Annotated in this window: 20 protein-coding genes and 4 pseudogenes; 11 read left to right on the plus strand and 13 right to left on the minus strand. The window is 48.4% G+C overall.

Going from position 1 to position 25542, the window contains the following annotated elements:
- Nucleotides 1-56 precede the first annotated feature (56 nt).
- On the minus strand, nucleotides 57-1418 hold the full coding sequence (gene fucP / locus JCM11969_RS07755; protein WP_054710124.1) for an L-fucose:H+ symporter permease: 1362 nt from the start codon (nucleotides 1416-1418) through the stop codon (nucleotides 57-59).
- Between the two features lie 63 nt (nucleotides 1419-1481).
- Nucleotides 1482-1877 carry a D-ribose pyranase gene (gene rbsD / locus JCM11969_RS07760; RefSeq protein WP_054710127.1) on the minus strand — a complete coding sequence of 132 codons (396 nt, stop codon included), beginning with the start codon at nucleotides 1875-1877 and terminating at the stop codon, nucleotides 1482-1484.
- Between the two features lie 370 nt (nucleotides 1878-2247).
- Between rbsD and JCM11969_RS07765 the strand changes: the two genes are divergently transcribed.
- Complete coding sequence (locus JCM11969_RS07765) at nucleotides 2248-2526, plus strand: hypothetical protein (RefSeq protein WP_054710131.1); 279 nt, start codon at nucleotides 2248-2250, stop codon at nucleotides 2524-2526.
- Nucleotides 2527-2633: 107 nt separating this feature from the next.
- Here the strand turns inward: JCM11969_RS07765 and JCM11969_RS07770 are convergent, their stop codons facing one another.
- From JCM11969_RS07770 to JCM11969_RS07780, 4 genes and pseudogenes are all read right to left on the minus strand, one after another.
- A complete protein-coding gene (locus JCM11969_RS07770) occupies nucleotides 2634-3269 on the minus strand; it encodes a helix-turn-helix transcriptional regulator (protein ID WP_054710134.1) in 636 nt (211 codons plus the stop codon).
- A gap of 109 nt (nucleotides 3270-3378) precedes the next feature.
- Complete coding sequence (locus tag JCM11969_RS17705; protein WP_056987936.1) at nucleotides 3379-4287, minus strand: sce7725 family protein; 909 nt, start codon at nucleotides 4285-4287, stop codon at nucleotides 3379-3381.
- An 18-nt stretch (nucleotides 4288-4305) separates the two neighbouring features.
- Nucleotides 4306-4975 (minus strand): annotated as a pseudogene (locus tag JCM11969_RS07775) (hypothetical protein); the annotation flags it as partial.
- Entirely contained in the window at nucleotides 4953-7364 is a 2412-nt protein-coding gene (locus JCM11969_RS07780) for an ATP-dependent DNA helicase (RefSeq protein ID WP_054710136.1), read from the minus strand. The gene JCM11969_RS07780 and the pseudogene JCM11969_RS07775, both read right to left, overlap by 23 nt.
- A 192-nt stretch (nucleotides 7365-7556) precedes the next feature.
- Between JCM11969_RS07780 and JCM11969_RS07785 the strand changes: the two genes are divergently transcribed.
- The 5 genes and pseudogenes from JCM11969_RS07785 to JCM11969_RS07805 all read left to right on the plus strand — a co-directional run bounded on the left by JCM11969_RS07785 (nucleotide 7557) and on the right by JCM11969_RS07805 (nucleotide 12977).
- Entirely contained in the window at nucleotides 7557-8963 is a 1407-nt protein-coding gene (locus tag JCM11969_RS07785; protein ID WP_054710139.1) for an MFS transporter, read from the plus strand.
- A 929-nt stretch (nucleotides 8964-9892) separates the two neighbouring features.
- Complete coding sequence (locus tag JCM11969_RS07790) at nucleotides 9893-10837, plus strand: aspartate carbamoyltransferase catalytic subunit (RefSeq protein WP_054710141.1); 945 nt, start codon at nucleotides 9893-9895, stop codon at nucleotides 10835-10837.
- A 15-nt stretch (nucleotides 10838-10852) separates the two neighbouring features.
- Nucleotides 10853-12129, plus strand: a pseudogene (gene pyrC, locus JCM11969_RS07795) (dihydroorotase).
- A gap of 102 nt (nucleotides 12130-12231) precedes the next feature.
- Nucleotides 12232-12441, plus strand: a complete 210-nt coding sequence (locus tag JCM11969_RS07800) for a hypothetical protein (RefSeq protein WP_054710144.1) — start codon at nucleotides 12232-12234, stop codon at nucleotides 12439-12441.
- A 134-nt stretch (nucleotides 12442-12575) separates the two neighbouring features.
- Nucleotides 12576-12977 carry a hypothetical protein gene (locus JCM11969_RS07805; protein ID WP_054710147.1) on the plus strand — a complete coding sequence of 134 codons (402 nt, stop codon included), beginning with the start codon at nucleotides 12576-12578 and terminating at the stop codon, nucleotides 12975-12977.
- Between the two features lie 119 nt (nucleotides 12978-13096).
- Here the strand turns inward: JCM11969_RS07805 and JCM11969_RS07810 are convergent, their stop codons facing one another.
- A complete protein-coding gene (locus tag JCM11969_RS07810) occupies nucleotides 13097-13552 on the minus strand; it encodes a MerR family transcriptional regulator (RefSeq protein ID WP_054710151.1) in 456 nt (151 codons plus the stop codon).
- A 76-nt stretch (nucleotides 13553-13628) separates the two neighbouring features.
- On the opposite strand from JCM11969_RS07810, the pseudogene JCM11969_RS07815 reads away from it, so the two are divergent.
- Nucleotides 13629-14359 (plus strand): annotated as a pseudogene (locus JCM11969_RS07815) (SDR family oxidoreductase).
- A gap of 365 nt (nucleotides 14360-14724) precedes the next feature.
- A complete protein-coding gene (locus tag JCM11969_RS07820) occupies nucleotides 14725-15879 on the plus strand; it encodes a 5-methyltetrahydropteroyltriglutamate--homocysteine S-methyltransferase (RefSeq protein WP_054710152.1) in 1155 nt (384 codons plus the stop codon).
- Between the two features lie 169 nt (nucleotides 15880-16048).
- Here the strand turns inward: JCM11969_RS07820 and JCM11969_RS07825 are convergent, their stop codons facing one another.
- From JCM11969_RS07825 to JCM11969_RS07850, 6 genes and pseudogenes are all read right to left on the minus strand, one after another.
- Nucleotides 16049-17464 (minus strand): hypothetical protein, encoded by a 1416-nt coding sequence (locus tag JCM11969_RS07825; RefSeq protein WP_054710155.1) that lies wholly within the window; start codon nucleotides 17462-17464, stop codon nucleotides 16049-16051.
- Nucleotides 17465-17950: 486 nt separating this feature from the next.
- Complete coding sequence (locus JCM11969_RS18875; protein WP_054710158.1) at nucleotides 17951-18133, minus strand: hypothetical protein; 183 nt, start codon at nucleotides 18131-18133, stop codon at nucleotides 17951-17953.
- A gap of 652 nt (nucleotides 18134-18785) precedes the next feature.
- Nucleotides 18786-19858, minus strand: a pseudogene (locus tag JCM11969_RS07835) (ABC transporter substrate-binding protein).
- The gene (locus JCM11969_RS07840) at nucleotides 19858-20685 is read right to left on the minus strand and encodes an ABC transporter permease (protein WP_054710161.1); all 828 of its coding nucleotides are present in this window, start codon (nucleotides 20683-20685) and stop codon (nucleotides 19858-19860) included. The pseudogene JCM11969_RS07835 and the gene JCM11969_RS07840 overlap by 1 nt, the downstream one beginning before the upstream one ends.
- Nucleotides 20682-21503 carry an ABC transporter permease gene (locus tag JCM11969_RS07845; protein ID WP_054710163.1) on the minus strand — a complete coding sequence of 274 codons (822 nt, stop codon included), beginning with the start codon at nucleotides 21501-21503 and terminating at the stop codon, nucleotides 20682-20684. Before JCM11969_RS07845 ends, JCM11969_RS07840 begins: the two co-directional genes overlap by 4 nt.
- Nucleotides 21500-22606 (minus strand): ABC transporter ATP-binding protein, encoded by a 1107-nt coding sequence (locus JCM11969_RS07850; protein ID WP_054710165.1) that lies wholly within the window; start codon nucleotides 22604-22606, stop codon nucleotides 21500-21502. The genes JCM11969_RS07845 and JCM11969_RS07850 overlap by 4 nt, the downstream gene beginning before the upstream one ends.
- Nucleotides 22607-22965: 359 nt before the next feature.
- Between JCM11969_RS07850 and JCM11969_RS07855 the strand changes: the two genes are divergently transcribed.
- The 3 genes from JCM11969_RS07855 (at nucleotide 22966) to JCM11969_RS07865 (ending at nucleotide 25496) form a co-directional block, all read left to right on the plus strand.
- Nucleotides 22966-23640 (plus strand): Crp/Fnr family transcriptional regulator, encoded by a 675-nt coding sequence (locus tag JCM11969_RS07855; protein WP_054710168.1) that lies wholly within the window; start codon nucleotides 22966-22968, stop codon nucleotides 23638-23640.
- A gap of 138 nt (nucleotides 23641-23778) precedes the next feature.
- Nucleotides 23779-24138 (plus strand): YxeA family protein, encoded by a 360-nt coding sequence (locus tag JCM11969_RS07860; protein ID WP_054710170.1) that lies wholly within the window; start codon nucleotides 23779-23781, stop codon nucleotides 24136-24138.
- Nucleotides 24139-24773: 635 nt separating this feature from the next.
- Nucleotides 24774-25496 carry an SDR family oxidoreductase gene (locus JCM11969_RS07865; protein WP_054710171.1) on the plus strand — a complete coding sequence of 241 codons (723 nt, stop codon included), beginning with the start codon at nucleotides 24774-24776 and terminating at the stop codon, nucleotides 25494-25496.
- The last annotated feature ends 46 nt before the right edge of the window (nucleotides 25497-25542 follow it).

Raw genomic sequence — 25542 nt, forward strand, 5'->3', positions numbered from 1 at the left:
CCAAGGCCAAGGGACCCAGTTGGTATTTTACTGTCCTAAAAATTTAAAGCCTCTAACTAATGTTCCTGCAGTTCTTCCGGATGTTTCTTCTCATAACGATACTCTAAGAAGAAGTAAACGGTAATATAGAGGTAGCAAAGCGCGGGCACGATGAATGAGAATTGCATTGAGCCGGTCACATCTGACACAACTCCTTGCAAAGCAGGCATGATAGCCCCACCAATCAGTGCCATTACAATAATGGCACCAGCCGTTTCGGTATATTTCTTTTCCTTAACTTGATCGAGCGTATGCGTGTAGATCGTTGGCCATTCGGGACCGAAGAAGAAGCTGGTCATGATGGCGGCGTACACGGCCGTCATGTTCGGCACGGTGAACGTGATGATCAGACTGACGACGCCGAGTAGTGAAAATCCAGTCAGCGTACAAGTAATCGAAAAGCGACTCATGAAGAAGTTGGCGACCAGCTTACCGATAAACCAAGCAACATAACTGTAGATCATGAACGTTGAAGCCGCACTATCGGTAATGTTGTGGTTAAGGTTCAGGGCTAAACGAATCGTAAATGACCAGACCGTTGTTTGCAAGCCGGCGTAGATCAGTTGCGTGAAGACGCCTTTTTTGAAGTTTTTGTTGTGCCAAAGGTAGGCGACAGTTTCCTTCAAACTTGGTTTTTCTTCTTCAGCGACTTCAGTGCCTGAAGTTGTTTCAGCAGTGGCTTTCGCGCGAGGCATTGGGACCAGGGCAAAGATGACCAGCATCACTAACAACACGATCAAAATGTACTTGTATGGCCGAAGCGTCATTTGCAGCATTTGTTCCCCGTAAGCTAACCGTGCAGCACCGTGCATGGTGGCCATTTTTTCAGAGAGGTTGCCAACGGACCCAAAAATCAGGTACTTCCCTAGCAGGATCCCGGCGATGTCACCAAGTGGAACCAGGGTTTGAGAAAAGTTCAACCGAATCGTGGCGTACTGTTTCGGGCCAAGCATTGAGCTGTACGTGTCACAAGAGGTTTCGAGGAAGCTCAGTCCCACCGCGATGGCGAAAATGGCAACCAGAAACATGCTGTAAGTGGCGACGTGTGACGCTGGAAAGAAGGTTGCACAGCCAATAATGTAAAAAATTAAACCGGTCATAATGGCAAATTTATAGCTGTTCTTCTTGATAATGAGTGATGCGGGGATAGCAATCAAGAAATACCCGCCATAAAAAGCGCTTTGCACGAAGGCTGTTGCGGCATCGTTGAGCTGAAACACCGTTTTAAATTGGGTGATCAAGATGTCGTTTAGACTAGCGGCTGCGCCCCAGAGTGGGAAGATCAATGAAACCAATAAAAACTGGAAAACAGGGGTTTTGCTGAGGTACCCATCTGAAAGTTGGGTCCAACTATGGTGTTTTTCGGCTGTTTGTTCCATGAGAATTAAGGACTCCTTTAGTCGTAATTGAAATTGTGCATAAAACGTTTTACTAATGAAAATTTAGAAGGTGACACCGGATTCTAAAATGATGTTTGAGAAGGGGGTCATTTCACCCGTCCGAACAAATGCGTGGGTGTTGGCCAGATTCTTTTTTAAGTCGGTGTGGGGCATGAACGCAACCTCAACGTCAGGTAACAGCGCCTTGATCGCAGTCAATTGTTTAGGATTTTGTGTTTTGATCTCATCAGCGAGGTAGATCTTTTGAACTTCCAGCTCACTGAGAATGTTCTTGAGTACGTCAATAAAGCTCGGTAAGTTCTTGGTCAGGGCTAGATCGATCTTCTTGGTACCCATTGGGACGGGCATACCGGCGTCACCGATGCTGAGCCAATCCATGTGGCCCATGCCAGCGATAACGGCGGATAATTCAGAATTAATAACGGTGGTCTTTTTCACGATGGTCATCCTTTCAATGTTGGGAACTATAGCGATGATCGAGCAGTAAACAGCATATGTAAATCGTTTTACCTAAATCATCAACGAGAAATACTTTATCATACCCTGAAAACGATTGCAACCATTTCTTTGATAATCACATCACAAAATGACAGCAACAAAATGGCTACGTAGGCACTGCTTGTACGACCATACTTTAAGAAATCAATAAGCGGTCTCATTTTGAAAACCGCGCTATGAAAGGGTTTCCTTTTTGTCAGTTATGGCAATATTAGAAGTTGATAAAGCCTCTTCAAAACCCCTGTATTTCGGGCACTAGTGCGTTACAATAATCATGGAAATTAAAGAAAACCGATGGGAGTGATTGATAATGATGAATCGTCTGAATTTACAGTTGGTAGCACGAGAACACCGAATCACGGAGGGCCAATTCTTGGTCGTGATGCTCAACATTGTTAACTTCTTCGCACTGCTGGTCAGTACCTCAAATGCCGTCTATGGCATGCTGATGTTCACGAGTTTGGTTGTGCTGAGCGGCCACTTCATTGTCTTTCCTTCGACTAAAAATGCTGGCCGGTTAGCGGATCTGAATTTATGGATCGTTGGCCTAACGCTTGCAGCAGGTATCGTGAAATTATTATTGTTATGATGGCACACTAAAAAGGACCTGGGAATGCTAAATTCCCGGGTTCTTTTTTGAACGCGCTTGTCCTAAAGTGATGTACTAGCGGCCTTAAAACATGCGTTTGAGTACAGTCAGTCATCGTGTGTCGTACCCGATGGTTTAAAGAATACCATGATCTCAATGCCAATACTGATCAGCGCAATTAAGATGTAGCGTCCTAAGAACAATCCGTTCAGGAAGCTGTAATTATGCAGATGGTGCCAGGTAATGATCGTTGGCGTGAGTAAATTGAGGTAAACGTGGAGTGCGAAAACGGCCGCAAACACGATGATGGCTAACCATCCAAGCCACCGGCGTCCGGCAAATCGTTGCCAGTCGTTGAAGTAGGCCATAAAAACAACCTCGTTGATGACCATGATGAAGGAAATCAGGATGGTGTGAAACCCGTGTGGGTGAAATAAATTGAGATAACTAACCAGCCACATGATGATATTGATATAGTACGCGTAGGTTAAAACGCGCTGTTCACGTTTGGTGTGCTTGGCCTCATTGGCGTAGTGCTCAAGCAAACGATCGTCGCGCACCAGGTCATCAACGGAGACGTGGTACAGATCACTTAACGCGACCAGCCCGTTGATGTCTGGAAAACTCCGGTCGTTTTCCCAACCTGAGATGGTTTTACGGGACACGTGAATCAGGTCCGAAACCTCTCCCTGAGTCAAATTCGCCTTGGTGCGGCAGTATTTTAGTTTTTCCGATAATTTCATTGTTCAAATAACCTCTGACCGTTAATTTAGCATAGATTACTGAACGGGCAAGGTGCAGTCAGTGGGTGGTGTGACAACCGACACAAAAAAGACGCCAAACAATAGCGTCTTAACCGTTTTTTCTGAGGTGGAGATACCGTGACATGATTGCTAAATGATGTTCAATCATGAGCTGCTTTAAAATCCCCATGCCAGGGAATTTATGCGTTGTCTGTAAGGCAATCAACCGGGTGGTGGTTGTTGTCAGATTTTCTTCTGGTTGGTCTGAAATCCACTCGACAGCTTTGTCTAACGCTTCAAAAAATTTTTCTTTCGGGTGCGAAAAATCGGCATGTTGATCGGACACAAAGTGGCGAACGCGTACCTGCGCATCCTTAAGATAGGTGAGGTGCAGCGTGACCGCTCGGCTGGGGTGTCCCTGTTCCGAGTAGGTGTGGCCGAGGGTCAGAAAGTCGCTAAAGCCGGTCTCACCATATTGGTGGGCAAACGTGATGTCGTCGGCATAAAAACTGTCCGTCATGTTTTCAAAATCAGCGCTGTGTTCCGGAAACGGAAAATGGTCAAATATATGGCCAAATTGACGGCCCTGCAACAGCTGGCGCGTGCGTGCTTCTGGCGGGGCTAACAGGGGCGCTGTTTCGGGCAACCAGCCACGCTGGATAAACAGTCTTAAATCATCAAAGTGTTGCACGATAATGAGCGCTCGCGGGTTTGCGGCAAGGGTTTCTGGCGGCAGCAATGGTGTCAGCACAAACGCCGGCACAATGTTCACTGCGTCAAGCACCGCGTTGATTGGGTAACGTTGCTGGGCCTGATACTGGTAATGCCCGACCTGGGGATTTTGAATGATAGCAAGTGGACGGTTAGCAGTTGTGAAGGCGGCAATCGTTTTCGGGAGGGCGTTGAGATCCTTGACAGGTTCGATCACTGGCACGATATCGGCGTAGTCGGTCGCGGCAAACTGTGTGAGTGCCCGCAGATCGAACTGTCGACCGCGAAAGTAGGGGTAGTAGATCATGCGTCGCCTCTTGAGTAAATCAGCCTGTAACTGGGCAATCTCCAGGTTCAACGCGTCGATTTCTTCCTGTAATGCGGTGACGGCCGTAGATTGCGTCTCGTCGATGAACCGGTCATAAAAATTCGCTTCTGGATCGTAGATATCGTAGTGCTGATGCCGTTTTTTAAGCTCGTTATAGAGTTTTTCGGTTGGATACTGTGCGATGCCAGTGTCCATGCGCTTCGCCTTGCCGACTTCGCGCGCCAGGGAGTGCACAAAATGATCGGTCAGCGCGGATTCATCTAATTGCAGGTCTTGGTAACGTGGTTTGCGTTCAACGGTAAAGTAACCGGGTACCGTAACGGGTTCGTCCTCTGCAGCGAGGCGTTCTGCGTCATAGTTGATAGGACAACACCCCGATGCGTTCGGGAATCTCGTCAGCGACCTCCCGATAGAGTTTAAGCGGCAGCACAAAGTAGTTATAGTGGCCGATGAACGATAATTTTGCTTTTGAGTGGAAATCACTCTTAGTGACTTTGAGTTCGTAACAGCGCCATTCGACATGACCGTCTGCCTGACGCTGGTAACTGAGGGTGTCAACGATGCCCTGGTCATCCGGCATCGTCACTTCCTCGACGGCGACACAACCGGCGTCACGGCAGTATTGATAAAGCGTGCGTTCCATTTCAAGCGTGAGTTTGGTCTTCATTTTCAGCCTCCGTTTCAGCGTCGATCATTTGCCAGAATTGTTGGATCGTGGGTGCGAGGTCGTCTTGTTGATACAACGTACGATGAAATTGCCAGTGCGGCGGGAAGTAGCGGGTATACCTGCCGGCACTGAAACGACGGTCCATCAGGAGAATCACCCCGTGGTCGTGGACGGTCCGAATTAGGCGCCCAGCGGCCTGAAGCACGTGGTTTAAGCCGGGTAACTGATACGCGTATTCGAAGCCGGGTTCATCCTGCAGGTCGAAGTAGTCCCGCAGCAGGTCGTTTTCCGTACTGATTCCCGGCAGACCAACGGACACGATGCCGACGCCGATCAAGCGGTCAGCGGTCAGGTCAATGCCCTCAGAAAAAATACCGCCAAGAATCGCAAATCCAACCAACGTTTCGTCTGGATCATCATCAAACGCGGCCAGAAAATCACGCCGAGTGTACTCATCCATGGCGGTCGTTTGCGCAATTGTTTTGACGTCGGGAAAGGCTGTTTGAAAGACCTGTAAAACGGTATTCAGGTAGCTGTACGACGGGAGAAAGACAAGGTAATTCCCCGTTTTTTGGGCCACCATTGTGTGAATGCTGGCGACGATGTCGGGCAGACTGGCCTCCCGATTGCGATAGGTGGTATCAATATAGTTGGCAATTAAAATGGCCTGGTGCTTCGGCGGGAAGGGGGACGGTAGCTGGTAGCACAGACTATCCGTGTCGCCGCCAAGAACCCGCTGGTAATAAGATAACGGCGAGAACGTGGCGGAAAACAGGACTGCCCCGCAGCCCTTCAAGAGGGAATCCCGTAGAAAAGCACTGGGGTCAAGACATAGCTGTTTGAACACGATATCACGGTTTTCGTCGTCACCGATCATGATTCGCGTTCGGAACGTATCATCATAAAAGTCAGCTATTTTGAGGTAACTTAAACAGGCAAAGTAGTAGTTTAAAACGGCTTCGGTAAAGTCGTTTTGCGGCTGCTCATCCGCCAACCAATCACTGATGGTCCCAGAAAGTTTGTCGACAGCCTTGTTGAAGTCATCGGCTGGACTGTTAAACACGCTCTCATGCGTTGGCTTGGCCATCGTTGGTCCACTAAAGGTAAAGAAGGCCTTGCGGAGTTTGCGAAAGGCGGAAAGTAATGGCGTGCTTTTACCTTCCTGAGCCTTGGATAGATCAATGAGGTCTTGCAGTCCGGCTAGTGACAGTTCAGTAGAATACATATCCCGAGCCCGGTTGACGAGGTTGTGTGCCTCATCGACCAAAAAGAAATTATCATCATCGTGGTCGACTGCGAAGAATCGCTGGAGATAAACTTGCGGGTCGAACAGGTAGTTGTAGTCACAAATGATGACGTCACAAAATAGACTGAGGTCCAATTGAAATTCAAACGGATCCAGTTGATGGTCGCGGGCATAAGTTTCGACAGTCGTTCGCGTAATGGCGTCTTCGTGTTCCAAAACGTCCTTCATTGCTGGTTTGAGCCGGTCATAGTAGCCGACCATGTAAGGGTTATCCTCCGGCGCTAAGTCGGCCTCTTCAGGAAAGGTGATGGTGTCCTTTGCAGTCAGCGTGATACTTTTGAGATGCAGATCCTGTTTGGCTAACAGTGTGAGCGCCTCTTCCGCAACGTGGCGGGTACTCTGCTTGGCCGTTAAATAAAAGAGGCGCTGCATCTGGTTTTCCCCCATCGCCTTAATACAAGGAAAAATGGTCGAGATCGTTTTCCCGGTACCAGTCGGCGCTTCGATGAAAAGTTCGCGCTGCAAGCGAATCGCTTTATAAACAGCTACAGCAAGTTCTCGTTGGCCCTGACGGTAGTGGTCGAACGGAAACTGTAGTGGCGCAATGCTGGCGTTGCGCTGGTCACGTAAATCAGCGCGTAACTGCAACCATTCTTCATACTCCTTGGTGACACCGTCAAAAAAGGTCGTGGCTTCTGCTAAGGTATAGGTGATTTTCTTAGTCGTGACTTGTTCGGTCGGCCGTTGGTAGTAGGTGAGCTGCAGGGTCAAACTAGATAGCCCTTCATCGGTCATTAGGATGAAGGCGTACATCTTCGCTTGCCCCCAATATAGGGTCAGCGTGTTTTCGGGGAGTTTTTCAAACGGCAGGTCAGAGGTCTTGATCTCTTCGATCACCGTCTTATCGCCGTTTAAAATAATACCGTCAGCACGGCCGTGAATTAACAGGTCCCGGCCCGCAAGCGTAATGGGGTAGTCCAAGGTGTACTCTTTTTGATAGTTTTCACCACGTTGACTTTGCAACATACGGTGAATGCGGGCACCTTCCAACGCGGTGTTCGTACTGTTGAGACTGGCGTTTAAGTCGCCGCCCTTCAACGTAAATTCAATTAGTTCGCGAATCCCGATCTTTGTGACGCTCATGCTGATTCCCCTTCGATTTTAGTCCAAACCAGTATACCATGTTTTGCGGGTCACTTAACGATGTGTGACTGTGTGTTCAGCATAAGTTGACCCCGTTAACTTGTGTGATTTTACGCAAGTCGCATCCCAGCGTGATCTCGCTTATGGCGTTATAATTCTCTTAATCAAAAAGGGTGAATTGGGGGTAATTAAATGAAAAACCGATGGTGGATCTTAGTTTCAATTGGACTGTTTGCGTTTATGTCTAATCTTGATGCGAGCATTGTGAACGTTGCGATGCCGTTGATGGCAAAGCAACTACAGATTCCCATGAACCAAATTGAGTGGGTCGTGTCCTTATACTTGATCGTGTTGAGTGCGTTCCTCTTATTCTTTGGGAAGTTGGGGGATCTGTACGGTAAAATTCGGATCTTCAAAATCGGCACAATCGTCTTTTTAATGGGCTCATTTCTGTCCGGTTTGCAGATCAACTTTCCGTTTTTATTATTCGGTCGAATTATTCAAGGACTAGGCGGGGCCATGACGTTGTCAAATACGTATGGCATCACGACTGCAACCTTTGATTTGAAAGAACGGGGGCGTGCGATGGGGTTTATTAGCACCTTCGTGGCATTAGGTGCCGTTGCGGGCCCAGGTGTCGGCGGTTTGATTCTCGCAAAACTGTCGTGGGGCTATATTTTCTGGGTCAACTTGCCGATTGGGCTTATCGCTATTATTCTGGGCATGTTTGTCCTACCCAAATCAACTGCTGAGACCAGTGGGAAAATTGACTGGGCCGGATTCTTAAACTTTGCGGTCCTCATTGTAAGTTTCTTTGTGGCCATTTTTATTGGTCAGGAAGTCGGCTACCTCAAGCCAATTCCACTGGTGCTTTACGCCATTGCTATCGTTACTTTTTGGGGCTTTATTCATAGCGAAAAACGTGCTGATTCGCCGCTAATGCCGTTATCAATGTTTAAGATCAAACCGTTTACGTATGGGGTTGGCGCGGCTGTCCTGATTTTTCTGTCAAACTTCTTTACGGTGGTCATTATTCCGTTTTATCTGGAAGATGCCCGCCACCTCACCGCGAGTGAAGCGGGATTGCTGTTGATCATCTTCCCAATCGTCATGACGTTTGCAGGACCGATTGGTGGTTATCTGGCGGACCATTTTTCCCAAAGTCGCATGGCAACGTTGGGACTATTGATCGTCGCAATTGGTCAATCCGGGTACATTTTCCTTGGCCTCAATAGTCCAATCTGGGTCTACGTTGCGGTCACGGTCGTCATGGCAATTGGCACCGGGTTGTTTCAATCGCCCAACAGCGACATCGTGATGTCGGTCGTCCCACGAAGTCAGCTGGGCAGCGCTGGTAGTCTTAACGCGCTAGCCAGAAACATCGGCATGATCTCAGGCACAGCGCTGTCCACGACGACCCTATTTTTAGCAATGAGCGTTAAGGCGGGCGTTCGCGTAACAAATTACCTGCCTAAACAACCAGAAGTCTTTATTTTTGGGATGCACGCGGCCTTTCTGGTCTCACTGGTGATCATCATTTTGGCGTTCTTGCTGTCCCTGCTACAGGGGAAGGCTGTCGCGGATGTGAAACTGCAGTAGGCTGAATGATTTAAATAGCACTAATATGCCACTCCGTTGCGCCGGTCGGTCCTGCAGGCTGAGGTGGGACTCCTACATCTCCCGTGTTCGTAACCGACCCAAAAACGGTCGCTAACGAGCACCGACACCACAGCCTGCAATGCCGACCAGCGCCACTATACTACGATACTTGTAATTGTTTGCATAGATGATCAGGCTTCATAAGCAATATCATGAAACCCGTTGATCAATCGTGACCTATAACTAGAGCAAGGTGAGAAGCATACCTGTTAATGATCTGATTAGCAGTCGAGGGCGGATTCACCGCAAACTAGGGTTAATGTAATTGCGATGCTTAGTTAATAGAAAAAAGACAGCTCAACGATAGTGGAATGGCGCAATTTGGCACGGCGCTGTGGTGTCGACATCAGTTGGCGACCGTTCTTTGGTCGGTTACTGATGTGCGAGACGATGAAGATCCATTCGAGAGCTGCGCAGCAGAAATCGAATTAGCTTCATCGCGAGCCACTTCAGCGCCGTGCCAAATTGCGGAATGCAACGGACTGTTACCTGATCTTAGCCTGTTTACTAGAGACCTTAACATCGCAGCTAACATCCGCACGATGTCGTAAAGTCAGACAAAACCAGATTTCTGCAAAAACATCGCAAAACGACCTTGCATTTTTTAAAATAGTGCGTATACTTTAATTCAATTAAACCTTTAACATTTAGTCCTGTGAGGCTAAAAAGGATCGGCTATGACTGGACAGAAGTCTAGACTCGCAACCTCTTTACTCACAGGCAGTAAAGAGGTTTTTTAATTCATATTGACGATTTAATTGTCTCCCGTGAGAGCAAAACGTCCAGGAAAATCCGAACATTACAACGGACTCCTAAAAGGCGCGCTTTGCAAACATGGCAAGGCGCGTTTAATTTTAGGAGGAACTATTATGCTAGAAACCACCAAGCCGTTAAGTTACGCAAACGTACTCAGTATGAAAGAGTTAAGTGCTGAAGAAGTCATGGACATGATCCGTGAAGCCCAACAATTTAAAGCCGGTAAAGAGATTCAATTGAAGCGGCCAGTCTACGCAGCCAACCTATTTTTCGAATCAAGCACCCGGACACACACAAGTTTTGAAGTGGCAGAACGAAAACTCGGCCTGCAAGTGGTCAACTTTGATCCATCAAACAGCTCAGTGAACAAGGGCGAAACGATGAGCGACACCGTTAAAACATTCCAGGCCTTAGGGGTGGATGTTGTGGCGATTCGCGACCGGAAGAATGAATACTACAATGACCTGGTTAACGACCCACACATCCATTTAGGCATCGCGAACGGCGGGGATGGCTCTGGCGAACATCCATCACAATCGTTGCTTGACATGATGACCATCTACGAAGAATTTGGTCACTTTGACGGCTTGAAGGTTGCCATCGTTGGCGATCTGACCCACTCACGCGTTGCCCGGTCCAACATGGAAGTGCTGAACAAGTTAGGCGCTGAAGTGTACTTTGGCGGACCTGAAAAATGGTTCAACAACGAATTTGCTGAATACGGCACATGGATGCCCGTCGATGACTTAGTTGAAAAGGTCGACGTCATGATGTTTCTGCGGGTTCAGCACGAACGTTTGGATGCGTCAGAAAACAGCACCTTTACCGCTTCGAAGTACAACGCTGCTTATGGCTTAACTGCAGAACGCGAAGCACGTATGCAGGACCACGCCATCATCATGCACCCGGCCCCCGTTAATCGCGGCGTTGAAATTGCTGATGAGCTGGTTGAATGCGACCGGTCTCGTATCTTTGCACAGATGGCCAATGGCGTGTTCATCCGGATGGCAATCATGGCCAGCATGCTGCGTTACCGCGGCCTGATCGACGAAGACTAGGCGGCTAAGAGAAGAATGAAACGATTGATTAAAAACGGCCAGTTACTGATCAATGGCCAACTTAAAACACAGGACATATTAGTCGAAAATGACAAAATTGCTGCCACTGGGTCACTTGATGACGTGCAAGTCAACGCGGACGCTGTTTTCGATGCCACTGGACTGTTCGTCAGCCCAGGCCTTGTTGACGTCCACGTGCACTATCGCGAACCGGGGCAGACGGATAAGGAAACAATTAAAACTGGGAGTCTCGCTGCTGCTCACGGCGGGTTTACGACCGTCGCAGCCATGCCGAATGTCATCCCAACGCCAGACACACCAGAGCGCATCACGACACAAATTGCCAAAAATCAGCAGGATGGCGCAGTGCATATCGTGCAGTATGCGACCATCACAACTGATCGCGGCGGTGACGAACTGGTGGATTTCAAAGGCCTTAAAGTGGCCGGCGCCTTCGCGTTTAGTAACGATGGCAACGGTGTTCAGACCAGTGAAACCATGTACGAAGCTATGAAACAGGCTGCTGCGTTGGACATGGCAGTGGTTGCGCACGCGGAGGATGATAGTCTGACCCACGGCGGCGTGATGCACGAAGGCGCAGCGTCACAGCGACTCGGGTTACCCGGAATCCCAAGCGTCAGCGAAACGGCGCAGGTAGCGCGTGACGTGGTGTTAGCACAAGCAACGGGTGTCCATTACCACGTTTGCCACGTTTCTTCGGCCGCAACGATTCAGGTCGTTCGGGCAGCAAAACAAGCTGGGGTCCATGTGACAGCTGAGGTCTCACCGCACCATTTACTCTTGTCAGATGATCAAATTACGACCGATAATGCCATGCTGAAGATGAACCCGCCACTGGGAAGCGACACGGACCGACAGGCGCTGATTCAAGCTTGTTGGATGGGACGATCGACATGATTGCCACCGATCACGCGCCGCATACGGATGCGGAAAAGGCGCAGTCGATGCTGCAAGCACCGTTTGGCATCACAGGCAGTGAAACGGCTTTTCAGGAACTGTATACGAAGTTCGTAAAGCCGGGCACGTTCAGTTTGGCACAACTGGTTAACTGGATGGCGGTGCAACCAGCAAAGGTCTTTGGCCTGCAACAGGCTGGCAGTTTAACAGTTGGTCAACCAGCTGATATTGCGGTGTTTGAGCTAACAACACCGTATGAGATTCAAGCTGCAGACTTTCTTTCAATGGGACACAATTCACCATTTGTCGGCGATACCGTTTATGGCGGCACGCAACTGACATTGGTTGATGGCCAGATTGCTTATCAGCGTTAATGAAGACACAGAATTTCTCCTTAAAAAACTACCGGACAGTTGACCGGTAGTTTTTTGAGTCTGTGGTAAACTTGATGGGAGACTAAAAAGGGAGCATCAGAAATGACTGCAGCAGATCTTCAAAAATTGACTGAATTACTAAAAGCCTACAATATTGAGTTGAAAACAGACGGCACCAAAATTACGCACGTGAACGGCCACGTTGCAGAGCTTAACGGCGAAGATTACATGCCAGAACAACTCATTAACGTGGTGTTACAGATTGTTGGGACGGACCTTCGAAGTGCATGGTTTAAAGCATTACACGGATAGTGTTACATTTTTATTTCAATTATGACAAAACAACAGAATTAGGTAATCTGTATGTGACAGGCACGTCACGTTTTCTTGGTATGCTATTCCCCGGGTTGTTAAGAAAATTTAAAGGAATCGGGGAATGAAGAACAGTGTCAGTTAAAAAGTGGTTAAACGTCATCATTATCTTTGTTGCGATGATTGGTGGTCTGGCACTGCCTTCATTGTCAACGGCCGCGCCGCAAGCATACGCAAAGGCCAAATATAATCCGAGTTCGGATGCCGTCATGAGCGTGAGTGTCTTTAAGCGCATGGGGCGTGTCTACTACCATAAGCGGGTGTTTACCTATTACTCTCCAAATGGTAGCCACGTCTATGGGATGGGCGCATATACATCCGATGGAACCTACACGCTAAACGGCCGTGATAAAAACGGCTATCTCATTTTAGCCAATAACAAAAAATTTGGCACAAAAATCAAAACACCATTGGGCGTTGGGGTCGTTCACGACCGCGGGACCTATGGCAGTCACTATGATATTGTTGTGAAATGAATTGAAAGACACCACCTAAAAGACGACTCCAGAACTTTTAGGTAGTGTCTTTTTTATTGCTATTTTGGCGGGAACGGAGCGGCATGACAGCGCCACATGAACCATTGGTCTATAAAAGCCTACTTTGCGTCATCCTGTTCTTTGAGATAAATCTGCCGCCATTTACCGTCGACGATTTTGGTACCCGGAATCAAAAAATCCTGTTCAGTACCAGCTTCGTTGGCTTTTTGGTAATACCATTTTTTCCATCGCAGAAAGTCCAGATTAGCATTGAGAACTGCAATCCGCTGTTCCAGCAGGGTTTCTTGATCCGTCATGAACTTGAACCGTTCTGGTAGTGTTTCATCACCCTGCATACACCAATCGATAAAGACTCGGATATCCTTTAAAGGGATAGCGGATTGTTTTAAACAGTCGATAACTTCAAGATACCCAAGGTCATCATCCGTAAAAACCCGCTGACCCGCGGCGTTGCGTTTTACGAAGGGCAGTAGACCGCTCTCGTCATAGTACCGCAGTGTGGGGACGGTCACGTGGTAGGTTGCGGCAATTTCACTGATCGAATAAGTTTTCAAGTTCTTCTCCTTGCGCTCAAGCTAACTTGAGCTGTTATAGTGGCTTACATCATAACAAAAAGGATGGGAATTAAAAATGGAAAAACCATTGAACGTGATTACAGGCGCATCATCTGGGTTTGGTGCCGCTATGGCAAAACAGTTTAACGAAGAAGGATACGCGCTGTTACTACTAGGACGTCGCGTTGAAAAGATTGAGGCACTGCCGTTAAATTTTGACCGGGTCATGGTTCGAGCTGTTGACGTCACCGATAAGGCTACCTTTGGCGCAGCATTACAGAAGCTGAGGCAGTGTATGGCCCAGTTGATCTGCTGGTGAACAATGCGGGCGTTATGTTGTTAGGCAATGTGCTGCATCAGGACCCACAGGAATGGCAAACGATGTTGGACACCAATGTCATGGGGGTGTTAAACGGCATGCAGCTTGTGTTACCAGACATGGTAGCGCGTAAAAGCGGAACGGTGATCAATATTTCCTCGTTGGCTGGCAAAAAGACGTTTGTTAACCATGCCGCTTACGTTGCATCGAAGTTTGGCGTTCACGGATTATCTGAAACCATTCGTGAGGAAGTTTCTGGCAACAATGTTCGGGTGACCATCGTGGCACCTGGCGCTGCTGAAACGGACCTGTTGACCCATGTGACCGATGACGGTGCCTTAAAGGATTACGAAGCTTGGAAACAAACGATGGGTGGGCTGTCACTGGATCCTAAGCACGTCGCTGAAGCGGTCGGGTTCATTTACCACATGCCGCAAGATGTTAATGTGCGTGAAATTGACATTGCCGCTACTCGTCAAGATAGTTAGTCTCTTGACATTCACAGTGGAATCTCATATAATCTACCTAGAATTTAATTAATCGTTAATCAAAATGCGTTGATGAGAAGAGTAGTTGCGTGAGTGGTATTCAGTGAACCGTGTAAGTGAGAAGCGGTAACCATGATCGTGACGAAGATGAGCTCAGAGCAGTCGCAAGGTTCACGCTTTGCTTCCGGTTGCCACCGATAATAGGCCGGGTATCAGCAGGTACCTCGAGGTATTGCGTGTGAACGCAGTACGAACTAGGGTGGTAACACGAAAAATCGTCCCTATACCAGAACACTGGTATAGGGACGATTTTTTGATTAACGGGCAATATTGGCAAATGAGAATATATAAAGGAGATTTTTTAAATGAGTGAAACCACAACAAAAACCTTTACAAAGCGCACCACCTCGCCATTTCGATACGATGTCGTTGGCAGCTTTCTGCGCCCATCATCACTTAAGCGTGCTCGTGACCAGTTCGCTAACCATGAGATCAACGCCGTCGAACTCAAACAGGTTGAGGACCAATCGATCATTGAGCTGTTACGGAGAGAAGAGAACGCTGGCTTGCACGCGGTTACCGATGGCGAATTTCGGCGCAGCTGGTGGCACTTAGACTTCTTCTGGGGCTTACAGGGTGTTGAAAAAGTTGCCCTGGATTCTGGCTACAGTTTCCATGATGAAGAGACCCGGGCTGAAAGTGCGCGGTTGACCGGCCTACTTAGTGGGGCCAACCATCCGTTCGTTGACCATTTCAAGTTCACCCTGAAGCACGCCAGCGATAATGTGTTGGTGAAGCAAACGATTCCAGCACCCGCTCAGTTTTTGGCGGAATTACAGCGACCAGAAAATTTAAAGGCTACGCAAGCGTACTACCCAACGGATGATGATCTGATCGAAGGCATCGCTGCGGCGTACCACCAAGTCATTTTAGACCTTTACAACGCGGGTTGTCGCAACGTCCAGTTAGATGACTGTACCTGGGGCATGCTCGTGAGCCAACACGATGGTGCCCGCCCAGATGCATCGCAGGATGAGGAACGGTTGACCATTTTGAAGCAACAGTACGTCACCGTTAACAACCAGGCGATTGCTGACCTTCCTGCTGATTTAACCGTGAACACCCACATTTGTCGTGGAAATTACCACTCCACTTGGGCGTCAGCCGGCGGTTATGATTCTGTTGCCGACCCGCTGTTTAGCCAAGAAAACGTTTCTGCATACTTCTTAGAATACGATACAGAACGCGCTGGTGGGTTTGAACCGTTGAAAAAAGTGTCGACTGATAAACTCGTTGTCCTGGGGCTAGTCACTTCCAAAGACGGGAAGCTCGAGGATCCTAAGGTCATCATCGACCGGATTCACGAAGCCGGCAAATATGTCCCACTCGACCGACTCTGTCTGAGTACCCAGTGCGGCTTTGCCTCGACTGAAGAGGGCAACGTTTTGACGGAGGCTCAGCAGTGGGCAAAAATTGAACTCGTTAAAAAGCTCGCAACTGCCGTTTGGGGCGAAGGCTAAAACACAATTTTGCGATGTAAAAAACCACGTTTCACCAGAGTCAATTAGACTTTGTGTGAGACGTGGTTTCTTTTTCACGAGCGGTTTGGTGACTCGTGAGCATTGATTGTTAACAGCATGCTAGCACTCATTCGGAATAAGATTTTTTGTGTTGCAGGCGCGATTGCGATTAGCTGACATAACTGGTGTTCCCAGTGTCAGTCGTAGTCGTGGTCGATGGGGTAGTGATATAGTAGGTGTCAAAGACAACCTTGATCGTATCGCCATAACTCAAATTACTGTTGGCTGCAGCGGTCTTTGCGGCGTCATAGACGTAGAAGGTAGACCGGCCATTACTTGCCGTTTCGCCAACATAACCAGACTTCGTGCTGCTGGTGGTCCCGGTTGCACTGTCGTAGACCGTTTCTGAGGTGCCTTGGAACAGGCTGCCGATCGACCCGCTATCCGTGTAGGCATCCGAACTGATCGTTGACCCGCTTGTGCCAGTTAAAGCGGCTTGCTGGGTGGTGGTTAACGATGGGTAGCCATTCGCAAAGTCACTTGATGACAAGGTGTTGTAGTTACTGTTAACGAAGCTGACCTTCGATGTTGCGGCTTTCGCAACGGTGACGTAGGCGGTTCCGCCATAGACGGCCGATGAGAGATCAGACGTGCTCGTGACGGTGTACCCCGACGGCGCGTTGTCCTTGGCAAACGTTTCAAGCGATTCGCCAGCCGTGTTTTTGTCCGAGCCGACCGTTTGACCTTCGGCTGTCGATGTCCCGGATGCGGCGATGAACTTGTTTGAGGCGGTCGAAATGATATTGCCGCTGGAATCGCGGTAAACGACCGTGACGCTGTTCGCCGATGTTGCGGTTGGCTCAGCGTTGGTTTGGCTTACGTTCGATGCCTTGACCCAGGCGCCAACGAGACCGTTTGTTGTCGACCCGTTTACCGAGGCGATCTTGTACCAGGTGTCGCCTTCGCGGGAAGTCTTTTCGGCGGCGCTAAAGGTAAATGTGGCGTCCGCGTAGGCACTTGTTGACGTCAGGGTCGACCCGTTTACTTTAGCCCGGCCAATCTTATATTCTGCGTACGACGGTTGGGCGTAGAACAGGGTGTTGGATGATGAGCTGGTCGACGCGCTCAACTTATAAGTAACTGTTGACGATGGGGCAGTCGCTGAGCTCGTGGTGTCATATGTCTTGATCCCGCCAGCAAAGGCAGACGTTGATTTGCCACCGTAGATCCAGCCACGATAGGTTCCGTCAAATGAGACGACCTTATAGTAGACCGAGCCGTGGCTTGTTACCGCAACCTTGTAAGCACGGAAATTAGCCTTGCCGCTTGTCGACTTCGCCAACTTCTTGGCGGTCGTCTTGGTCACGACTAATTTGGCACCCTTTGACGTACCCACCTTACTGTAAATGGCGTTGGTTCCTGTTAAAGTCACGTTCCGGCTGCTGGCCGTTGTGGTTAATGTCTTATCCGATTTGATTGTTGCGTAGGATTTAGCACTCGCAGTTGTGGCGCTGGCGGCACCTGCACCAACTAACGACATTACGGCTAACCCTAAGTAGAGAGATTTCTTCATGCCAGTTTTCATGGACATTCGCTCCTTTATAATAGAAAATCATTAAGTTCGCTAACGGTTGCGTTAACGTTAGAAGCACTATAGCATCAAACTGGTCAAAAGATTGTGAAATACTGAAAGTTTAAGAATTTTGTGATGGAATATAAAGAAAAACGAAAGGTCTTTTTAGGGTTCGATTAATGTTGAATTAGCGCCATTCACATGAATCCTAGAGTAATAAGATAGGGTTAAAAAGCCGCTCAATGATGATTTTTTAAGGTTGACATAAATTCACAATGTTATAAAAAACGCCAATTAAAAACGACGGCTGCAATTCGACTGCACCGTCGTTTTTTAGTGACAAGTTAGTTGTTTTTCCAAGAGTCAAACTCTTGCAGATGCTTACCAAGGTAGGCCATTGCTTCCTTGGTGAGTGCCTCAGACCGAGTCTCAGCGGTTTCTTGATCCGTCACGCTGGTTCATCTGAAATGGCGCCTTCACCAACTGCTTGGTAGGACTTCAGGCGGCCTTCGCCTGGTCTTTAAACAGGTCATCAAGCCCCTTAAGGTCGTCCTTACCAGCCTCGAATACGATCTCAGCCAGGTTATCTTTGTTGCCTAATTTTTTAGCAGCATATTCTAATAAAAAGTCATTCATATCAATGATAACTTGATGTTTTCTTTCATTTGTAGATTGTGCCATGAAATCACCTCTAACCTATTCTAGTCCTATTTTAGGTGAGGGTGCAAGCTAGATAAGCCTTGGTTGTAGTTCGTTGCATTCCGCAATTCGGCAGGTTGTCGTAGTGGCTCGCGACTGAGATCCACTCGATTTCTGCTGCGCAGCTCTCGAGTGGATCTCAGTCGTCTCGCACATCAGTAACCGACCAAAGTACGGTCGCTAACTGATGTCGACACCACGACAACCTGCCGAATTGCTACATTCCACTGACATTGAACTTGCTAATTACCACAAGTTAAACATCACAGTGGCGTTAAAACTAGTTTTCGGAGAATTCGCCCTCGACTGCTAGTCGGGCTATTAACAGCAATGCTTCTCACAATACGTTAGTCATCAGTAACGATTGGTTACCAGGGGTTATGCCACTACTTTTGAAAATTTACCATCTATGTTAACAATGTCAAGTATCGTAGCGTAGTGGAGCCGGCCGGCATTGCAGGCAGTAGTGAAAGCATGAGTTGATGACCGTTCTTTGGTCATTTACTCATGCGGGAGTGAGGGAGATCCACTTTTGCAACGCAAAAGTTAGCTTCCTCGCGACCCCACTACAGCCTGCAGGGCCGGCCGGCGCAACGGAGCGACAAGTCACATCTATCAAATCAGCCAACAGTATTTAGTGGTGCATCTTAAACTCCAAATACAAATCGTTATACTTGCCAACCATCTCAGGTGACAAATTCTGATAGATCTGTAGATGAGCCATTGTTTTTGCGTCTGGATAGAACTGCCGATCATTGCGGACGGATGCAGGCAGCAGTTGCTGGGCGGCCTTGTTAGGGGTTGCGTAACCGACGTACTTAGCATTTTGGGCGGCGTTTTTCGGTTGCATCATGAAGTTGAGGAAGGCGTAGATTGCCTTGTAGTGTTTGGCGGTCTTGGGGATGACCAAGTTATCGAACCACAAATTGCTGCCTTCAGAAGGGACAACATAGTGTAAATGGCGATTGTTGGCCATCATTTCTGAAGCTTCGCCCGACCAATCGACGGCAACCGCTGCCTCGTTTTCTGCCATGTACATTTTGATTTCATCTGCGACGATGGCTTTGACATTTGGACTGAGCCGGTCAAGTTTGTCCTTGGCCGCTTCCAATGTTTTGAGATTAGTGGTGTTCATCGATTGTCCGTTTGACGCCAACGCGAATCCTAAGACATCGCGGGCGGAGTCGACTAACATAATGTTGTTTTTGTACTTTGGCGACCACAGTTGATTCCAGTGTTGAAGCGACCCGGGCTTCACAAATTTATCGTTATAAACGATGCCGAGTGTTCCCCAGAAATAGGGAATCGAATAGCGATTATGCGGGTCGAATTGCTTATTCATCAGCCGGGGATCAAAGTTGGTCATCCCGTGGAGTTTTGACTTATCCAGCGGGACCAGCAGGTGAGCAGCCGCATTTTTTCAATCATGTAGTCACTTGGCACAGTCAAATCATAGTCAGTGCCGCCTTGCTTGATTTTGGTGTACATCGCTTCGTTTGAATCAAAGGTTTCCATATTAACGTGATAACCAGTTTGTTTTTCAAATTTTGTGATGAGGGCTGGGTCAATGTAATCGCCCCAGTTATAGAGGTTGAGCACCTTGTTGCCGCCATTTGAATGGTCACTCGCATTTAACCGCTGAACGCCAAATCCAAGCAGTCCGCAGAGCGCCAGAATCAAAACGAGATAGCTCACGAGTCGCTTCATCAGTCAGCCACCTCATTTCGTGCCCGTCGGCGTTGCCGTGCTTGCCGTTTTTGCGCAGCCTGCTGCATGAGGTAGTATCCCACGATAAGCACCAGCGTAATGAGGAAAATCAGGCCGGACAGCGCGTTGATCTCAAGGTTGATGCCTTGGCGTGCCCGCGAATAAATTTCAACAGATAGGGTGGAAAACCCGTTCCCAGTCACGAAGAAGGTGACCGCAAAATCATCCAGCGAGTAGGTCAGCGCCATAAAGAAACCGGCAAAGATGCCTGGCGTGATAAACGGAATCACCACGTTACTGAGGATTTGACGCTGGGTGGCACCAAGATCTGCCGCCGCGTCCAGCATACTCGTGTTCAGTTCCTTGAGCCGCGGAAGGACCATCAAGACAACGATGGGAATTGAAAAGGCAGCGTGGCTTAATAGCACTGAAATGAAGCCTAAAGGCACCTTCAGTGTGGTAAAGAAGATCAGGAAACTGGCCCCGATGATCACATCAGGAGACACCATCAGGATGTTGTTTAACGACAAAAGGGTGTTTTTAAACACGGGTCGGCTGGTCTGATGGATCCAAAGTGCACCAAATGTGCCGGCCGCGGTGGCGATACTGGCTGAGAGCAGGGCAATAATGACGGTGTTTAACACGATAGCAATCAGCCGGTCGTCAGCAAATAACGTTTTGTAATGTGCGAGCGTCAGTCCCTGAAAACTGTCCATGGTACTGCCGGAATTAAAGGAGTAGACGATCAAAAAGAGTATTGGGGCGTAGAGAATGGCGAACACTAAAATGAGGTATAAATAGGACCACCGGAATCGTTTTCGAGTCATCGTGACAACCTCCCATCCGTGCGGCGTTCACCAGTCAGAATCATCATGATGACCATGGCAACGATCAATACGACGCCGATTGTTGAGCCCATGCCCCAATTCATCGTCGTGAGGAAGTGTTCTTCAATCGCAGTCCCAAGGGTGATGACCTTGTTGCCGCCAATCAATCGGGTCAGCATAAAGAGGGAGAGTGACGGGATAAACACAGACTGCACGCCGGATTTAACGCCAGGCAGTGTCAGGGGCCAAATGATCTTGGTAAACGTCTGCCAGTTGGTCGCCCCTAGGTCACGGCTAGCGTTGATGTAGGAAAGATCCAGGTCATCAATGGCGTTGTAAATTGGCAGGATCATGAACGGAATCTGAATGTAGGTCGCCACGAACACAAAACTGAAGTTGGTAAATAATATCTGTTGCGGCGCGATGCCAAACAAGCCTAGGAACTGGTTGGCGATCCCCGACTGGCTGAAAATCCCGATAAATGCGTAAGCCTTAAGTAACAGGTTGATCCAGGTCGGTAAAATAGTGAGTAAGATCCATAGCTGGCGATGTTTGAGTTGGTGAATGTAGTACGCTGCCGGATAACTGATCAGCAGCGTAAACACCGTAATTAAAAAGGCCCACCATAGTGAATTGACCGTCATCATGAGATACGTACTGGACTTAAAATAGGTCGCGTAATTTTGCAGGGTAAAGTGATTGTTTAAGTTTAAAAACGACTGGTAGATGATCAGGCCAACCGGCGCGATGACAAAGAGGCCGATCCAGAGGCCGTACGGGACGTAGTATGTCCAGTTGGCAAATTGTCGACGGTTCATGATTGCGTCTCCTCCGCGTCCTCATATTTTTCGAGCCGGGCGTCAAAATCGGCCTCTGACTCGTGCAGCCGCATGACGTGAATATCGTAGGGGTCAAAGGTCAGCCCCACCCGTTGGCCTTCTTCGGATGGATTGGTGGCGTGCACCAGCCATTCGTTGTGGTCGGCATCGGTTGCGACGATTTCGTAGTAGTCACCACGAAAGAGCTGACTGTCGATCGTCACGGTTAGCTTGCCCGCATCGATCGTCGTAATGTCCAGGTCTTCCGGCCGTAAAACGATTTCGACTGGTTCGTTTGGCCGCATGCCGGCATCAGCACATTCAAAGGTCTTGCCGACAAAGGCAACTTCGTAGTCCTTAACCATGGTGCCGTTTAAAATATTGGATTCCCCAATTAAATCCGCAACAAAGTGGTTGATCGGTTCATCGTAAATATCGACAGGGGACCCACTCTGCAGGACGCGGCCATCATTCATGACGAAGATCTCATCACTCATTGCCAACGCTTCTTCCTGGTCGTGCGTCACAAACAAAAAAGTGATGCCAAGCCGTTGCTGCAAGTCGCGCAACTCGTACTGCATGTCGCGGCGAAGCTTGGCATCCAGTGCTGACAGCGGCTCGTCCAACAATAGGATCTTCGGGTTCATCACGATTGCCCGCGCGATGGCAACCCGCTGCTGCTGCCCACCAGATAATTCACTGATTTGGCGGTCGGCAAACCCCTTAAGGCGCACAGAATTCAGGGCTTGCGTGACCTTCTCGTTAATTTCTTGCTTTGAAAATGTCTTTTGCAGGCGCAGTCCAAAGGAGACGTTATCGTGCACGTTCATGTGCGGAAACAACGCATAGTTTTGGAAAACGGTGTTGACCTGTCGTTTGTTAGCCGAGAGGTCATTGATGCGGTCGCCGTTAAAGCGCACATTGCCCTCGGTAGCGTCCTCAAAGCCTGCGATGATCCGCAGAATCGTTGTTTTTCCACACCCAGAAGGACCCAGCAACGTGTAAAATTTTCCTTGTTCTAGTTCAATATCAATGCCCTTAAGCACTTCGGTTTCATCATAACGTTTAATCACGTGTTCAAGACGAATAATTGGTTCAGTCATTGGTCTTCCCCCAGTTGGTCAGGTATTTTTGAGTCAAAGCCGGTCATGATGGGGTTCTAAATGATAATCATGACGGGTTGAACGACCAGTCACCATTATAATTGGTTCGGGTGGGAAAACCAAGCAAATTAACGCGGGATGTGGGACATTTTGATGTTTCTTGCAGAAGAGACAACAGGGGTGGTTGTATCAGGTTGAAATGAACTTGAGACCGATTTTGAACGCGGTGTCGCATAAAGAATTATAATACGATTGGTATAGGTGATTTAAACGAATTGTGCTAACTTGACATCGGTCAAGGAAACCAAGCAAAATTCTGGTACACTAAGGGTAAATTAAAGGCCAAAGGAGGCGGTCGTATGGCACACCATGATGCAGTTGCCTGTGTGCAACTAGTACCCATTTTTCAAAAATTAGATTCAGCAACGACCCAAGCCATCGCAGACTTGGTTCAGGAACGGACTTTCAAAAAGGGGGATTATTTGTTCATGGCTGGCGACGACGCCCAATCGCTGATCATCGTTGCCCAGGGCCAGGTCAAGGTGACACAAACAACGGCAAGCGGGCGCGAACAATTGATCCGCGTCCTGTCAACCGGTGACTTTGATGGCGAAGCAGTCTTGTTTACCGGTAGCGGCCGAGAGACAAGCGCTCAGGCCATGGTCGACACGCAGGCCTGCATGATTTCACGAACAGCGTTTCAGCAACTGCTGCAGGCTTCTCAGTCGGTTGCGTTAAACATGCTTAATGCCCTGGGAACTCGTGTGGCGGCGCTGGAATCACAAGCAGCAGCAACGTTAACGACGAGTGTAGGTGAACGGTTAGCCAACTATTTGGTTGATACGAGCTCTGAATTAGGCGAAACCACGTTTAAGTTGCCCCTTGCTAAAAAAGATTTGGCGGCGTATTTGGGGACTTCACCAGAAACAATCAGTCGCAAATTGACCCAGTTTTCGAACCAGCACCTGATCAGTCAGTCAGGGCGCAGTACGGTTGAGATTTTAGATACGGATGGGTTAATGCTTATTGAATAGCGAAACTAAACTATCTTTAAAAAAAGTCAGGACGGATAAGGTCTTGGCTTTTTTAGTTACTTTTTAATTGCAAAACAGTCCTTCGTGTTATATAGTTAGTTAGTCAAGTAATTAACCAACTATTTGGAGGATCCGAGCATGAAGAAAAAAACTTGGGTGTGGTTAGTCATTGCGGTGATGATTATCGTGCCGACTGCAATTTTAGGCTATTCAAAGGTCCATGGGCAGACGTATTTTGCCCAGGTCGGCAAACTGGACAGGTCTTACACAGAGAAGTCTGATAATGGGAAAAATATGGGGACCGTCTATGTTTATAAAATGACGGGGTATGACAAAGCCGGAAAGGGCAAGGCGTTGACGGTTCATTCAATGGCCGGTGTTAGGTTTACCAAGGGCCACTATGTCAAGGTGCTTTGGTCGGCTAGTAAGGGTGTTAAAAGCTATGAACGGGTTAAGTTAACGCAAATTCCACGCGGGGCGCGGGATGCGTTGGATTGAGGTTATCTGACCGTTTTTTTTGATGACGTAGACTAACGAATTACAGAAAAGACCTTGTGATTCAATAGTGTTGTCATGTCGCTTCGTTGCGCCATTCGGCCCTGCAGGCTGTGGTGTCGGTATTAGTAACCGACCAAAGTACGGTCGCTAACTAATACCGACACCACAGCCTGCAATGCCGAACGGCTCCACTACGCTACAAAACTTGTCATATTAACATTGAAGGTAAGACTTCATAAATGTTGTTACGAAGCCTGTTAATCAATCGTTAGTGTCACTAGCACATTGTGAGAAGTATTACTGTCAAGGGTCTTGCCTGCAGTCGAGAGCGGGTTCTCTGCAAACTAGTTTTAACGCCATTATGATGCTTAACCAGTGGTAAAAATATAGTTCAGCATCAGTGGAATGCAGCAATTTGGCACGGAGCTGTGTCTCGAGCCACCACACGAAGTGCCAAATTGCGGAATGTAACGGACTATCACCCAGTAATGGAAAGACCCTACAGAAAGCAGAATGTTGCACATAAACGTTTTCTTTCACTCTCTACAAAATGGTTGCATTTTCCAAAACCCTAATGGTAACTTAGAGTCAGGTGCATCAACACACAACTGAGCACAGACTGAAAGGATGATTGGGTGACTTTAACAGGCAAACATATTTTGATTATTGGCGGAACTTCAGGCTTTGGACTGGCCGTCGCCCGCCAGGCGGTGCTTCAAAAGGCAGATGTGACGATTGTTGGCCGCCATGTTGACCGCGTGAACCAAGCTGTAGAACAGTTGCAGAATATGTTCACGCAGGTTCGCGGGTTAACGCTCGACGCCACGAAACCGGCAGATCTTGCGCAACTATTTGACCAGCCAGAACGGTTCGACCACGTTGTTTCGATGCTGGGTGGTGCAATGGGCGGTGGATTCCTGGATAATTCGCTGGCTGACATTCGGACGGCCGTTGAAGCCAAATTTTTCGATAATTTACGGGTCGCACAAACGGCCAGCAAGCATCTCAACCCTGGTGGCTCAATGATCTTTACGTCGGGGTCGGGCGGCTCTCCAGCAACGGCGTCTGGCGCAATCATTGGGAACCACGACATTAATTTAATGGTTGAAGGACTGGCAGTTGAGCTGGCACCTGATTACCGTGTTAACGCTGTGTCACCAACCTGGACGCCAACGGGGTTGTGGCGTGATATGTCAGCTGAAGATAAGCAGGCCCAAGAGACCGCCTTTGCACAGGGTGTGCCGCTTCAACGGGTCTCAAAACCAGAAGAAGTTGCGTCTGGGTATCTCTACTTAATGGATAATGCGTTTATCACCGGTCAGGTATTACGGATTGACGGTGGCGTGGATCTAGGATAATAAAAATGACCTTGGTAGCAGTTGCTACTAAGGTCATTTTTAGATT

Origin of the sequence: Secundilactobacillus paracollinoides DSM 15502 = JCM 11969 (assembly GCF_001311135.1) — a bacterium.
In the GTDB taxonomy this organism is placed as follows: Bacteria; Bacillota; Bacilli; order Lactobacillales; family Lactobacillaceae; genus Secundilactobacillus; species Secundilactobacillus paracollinoides.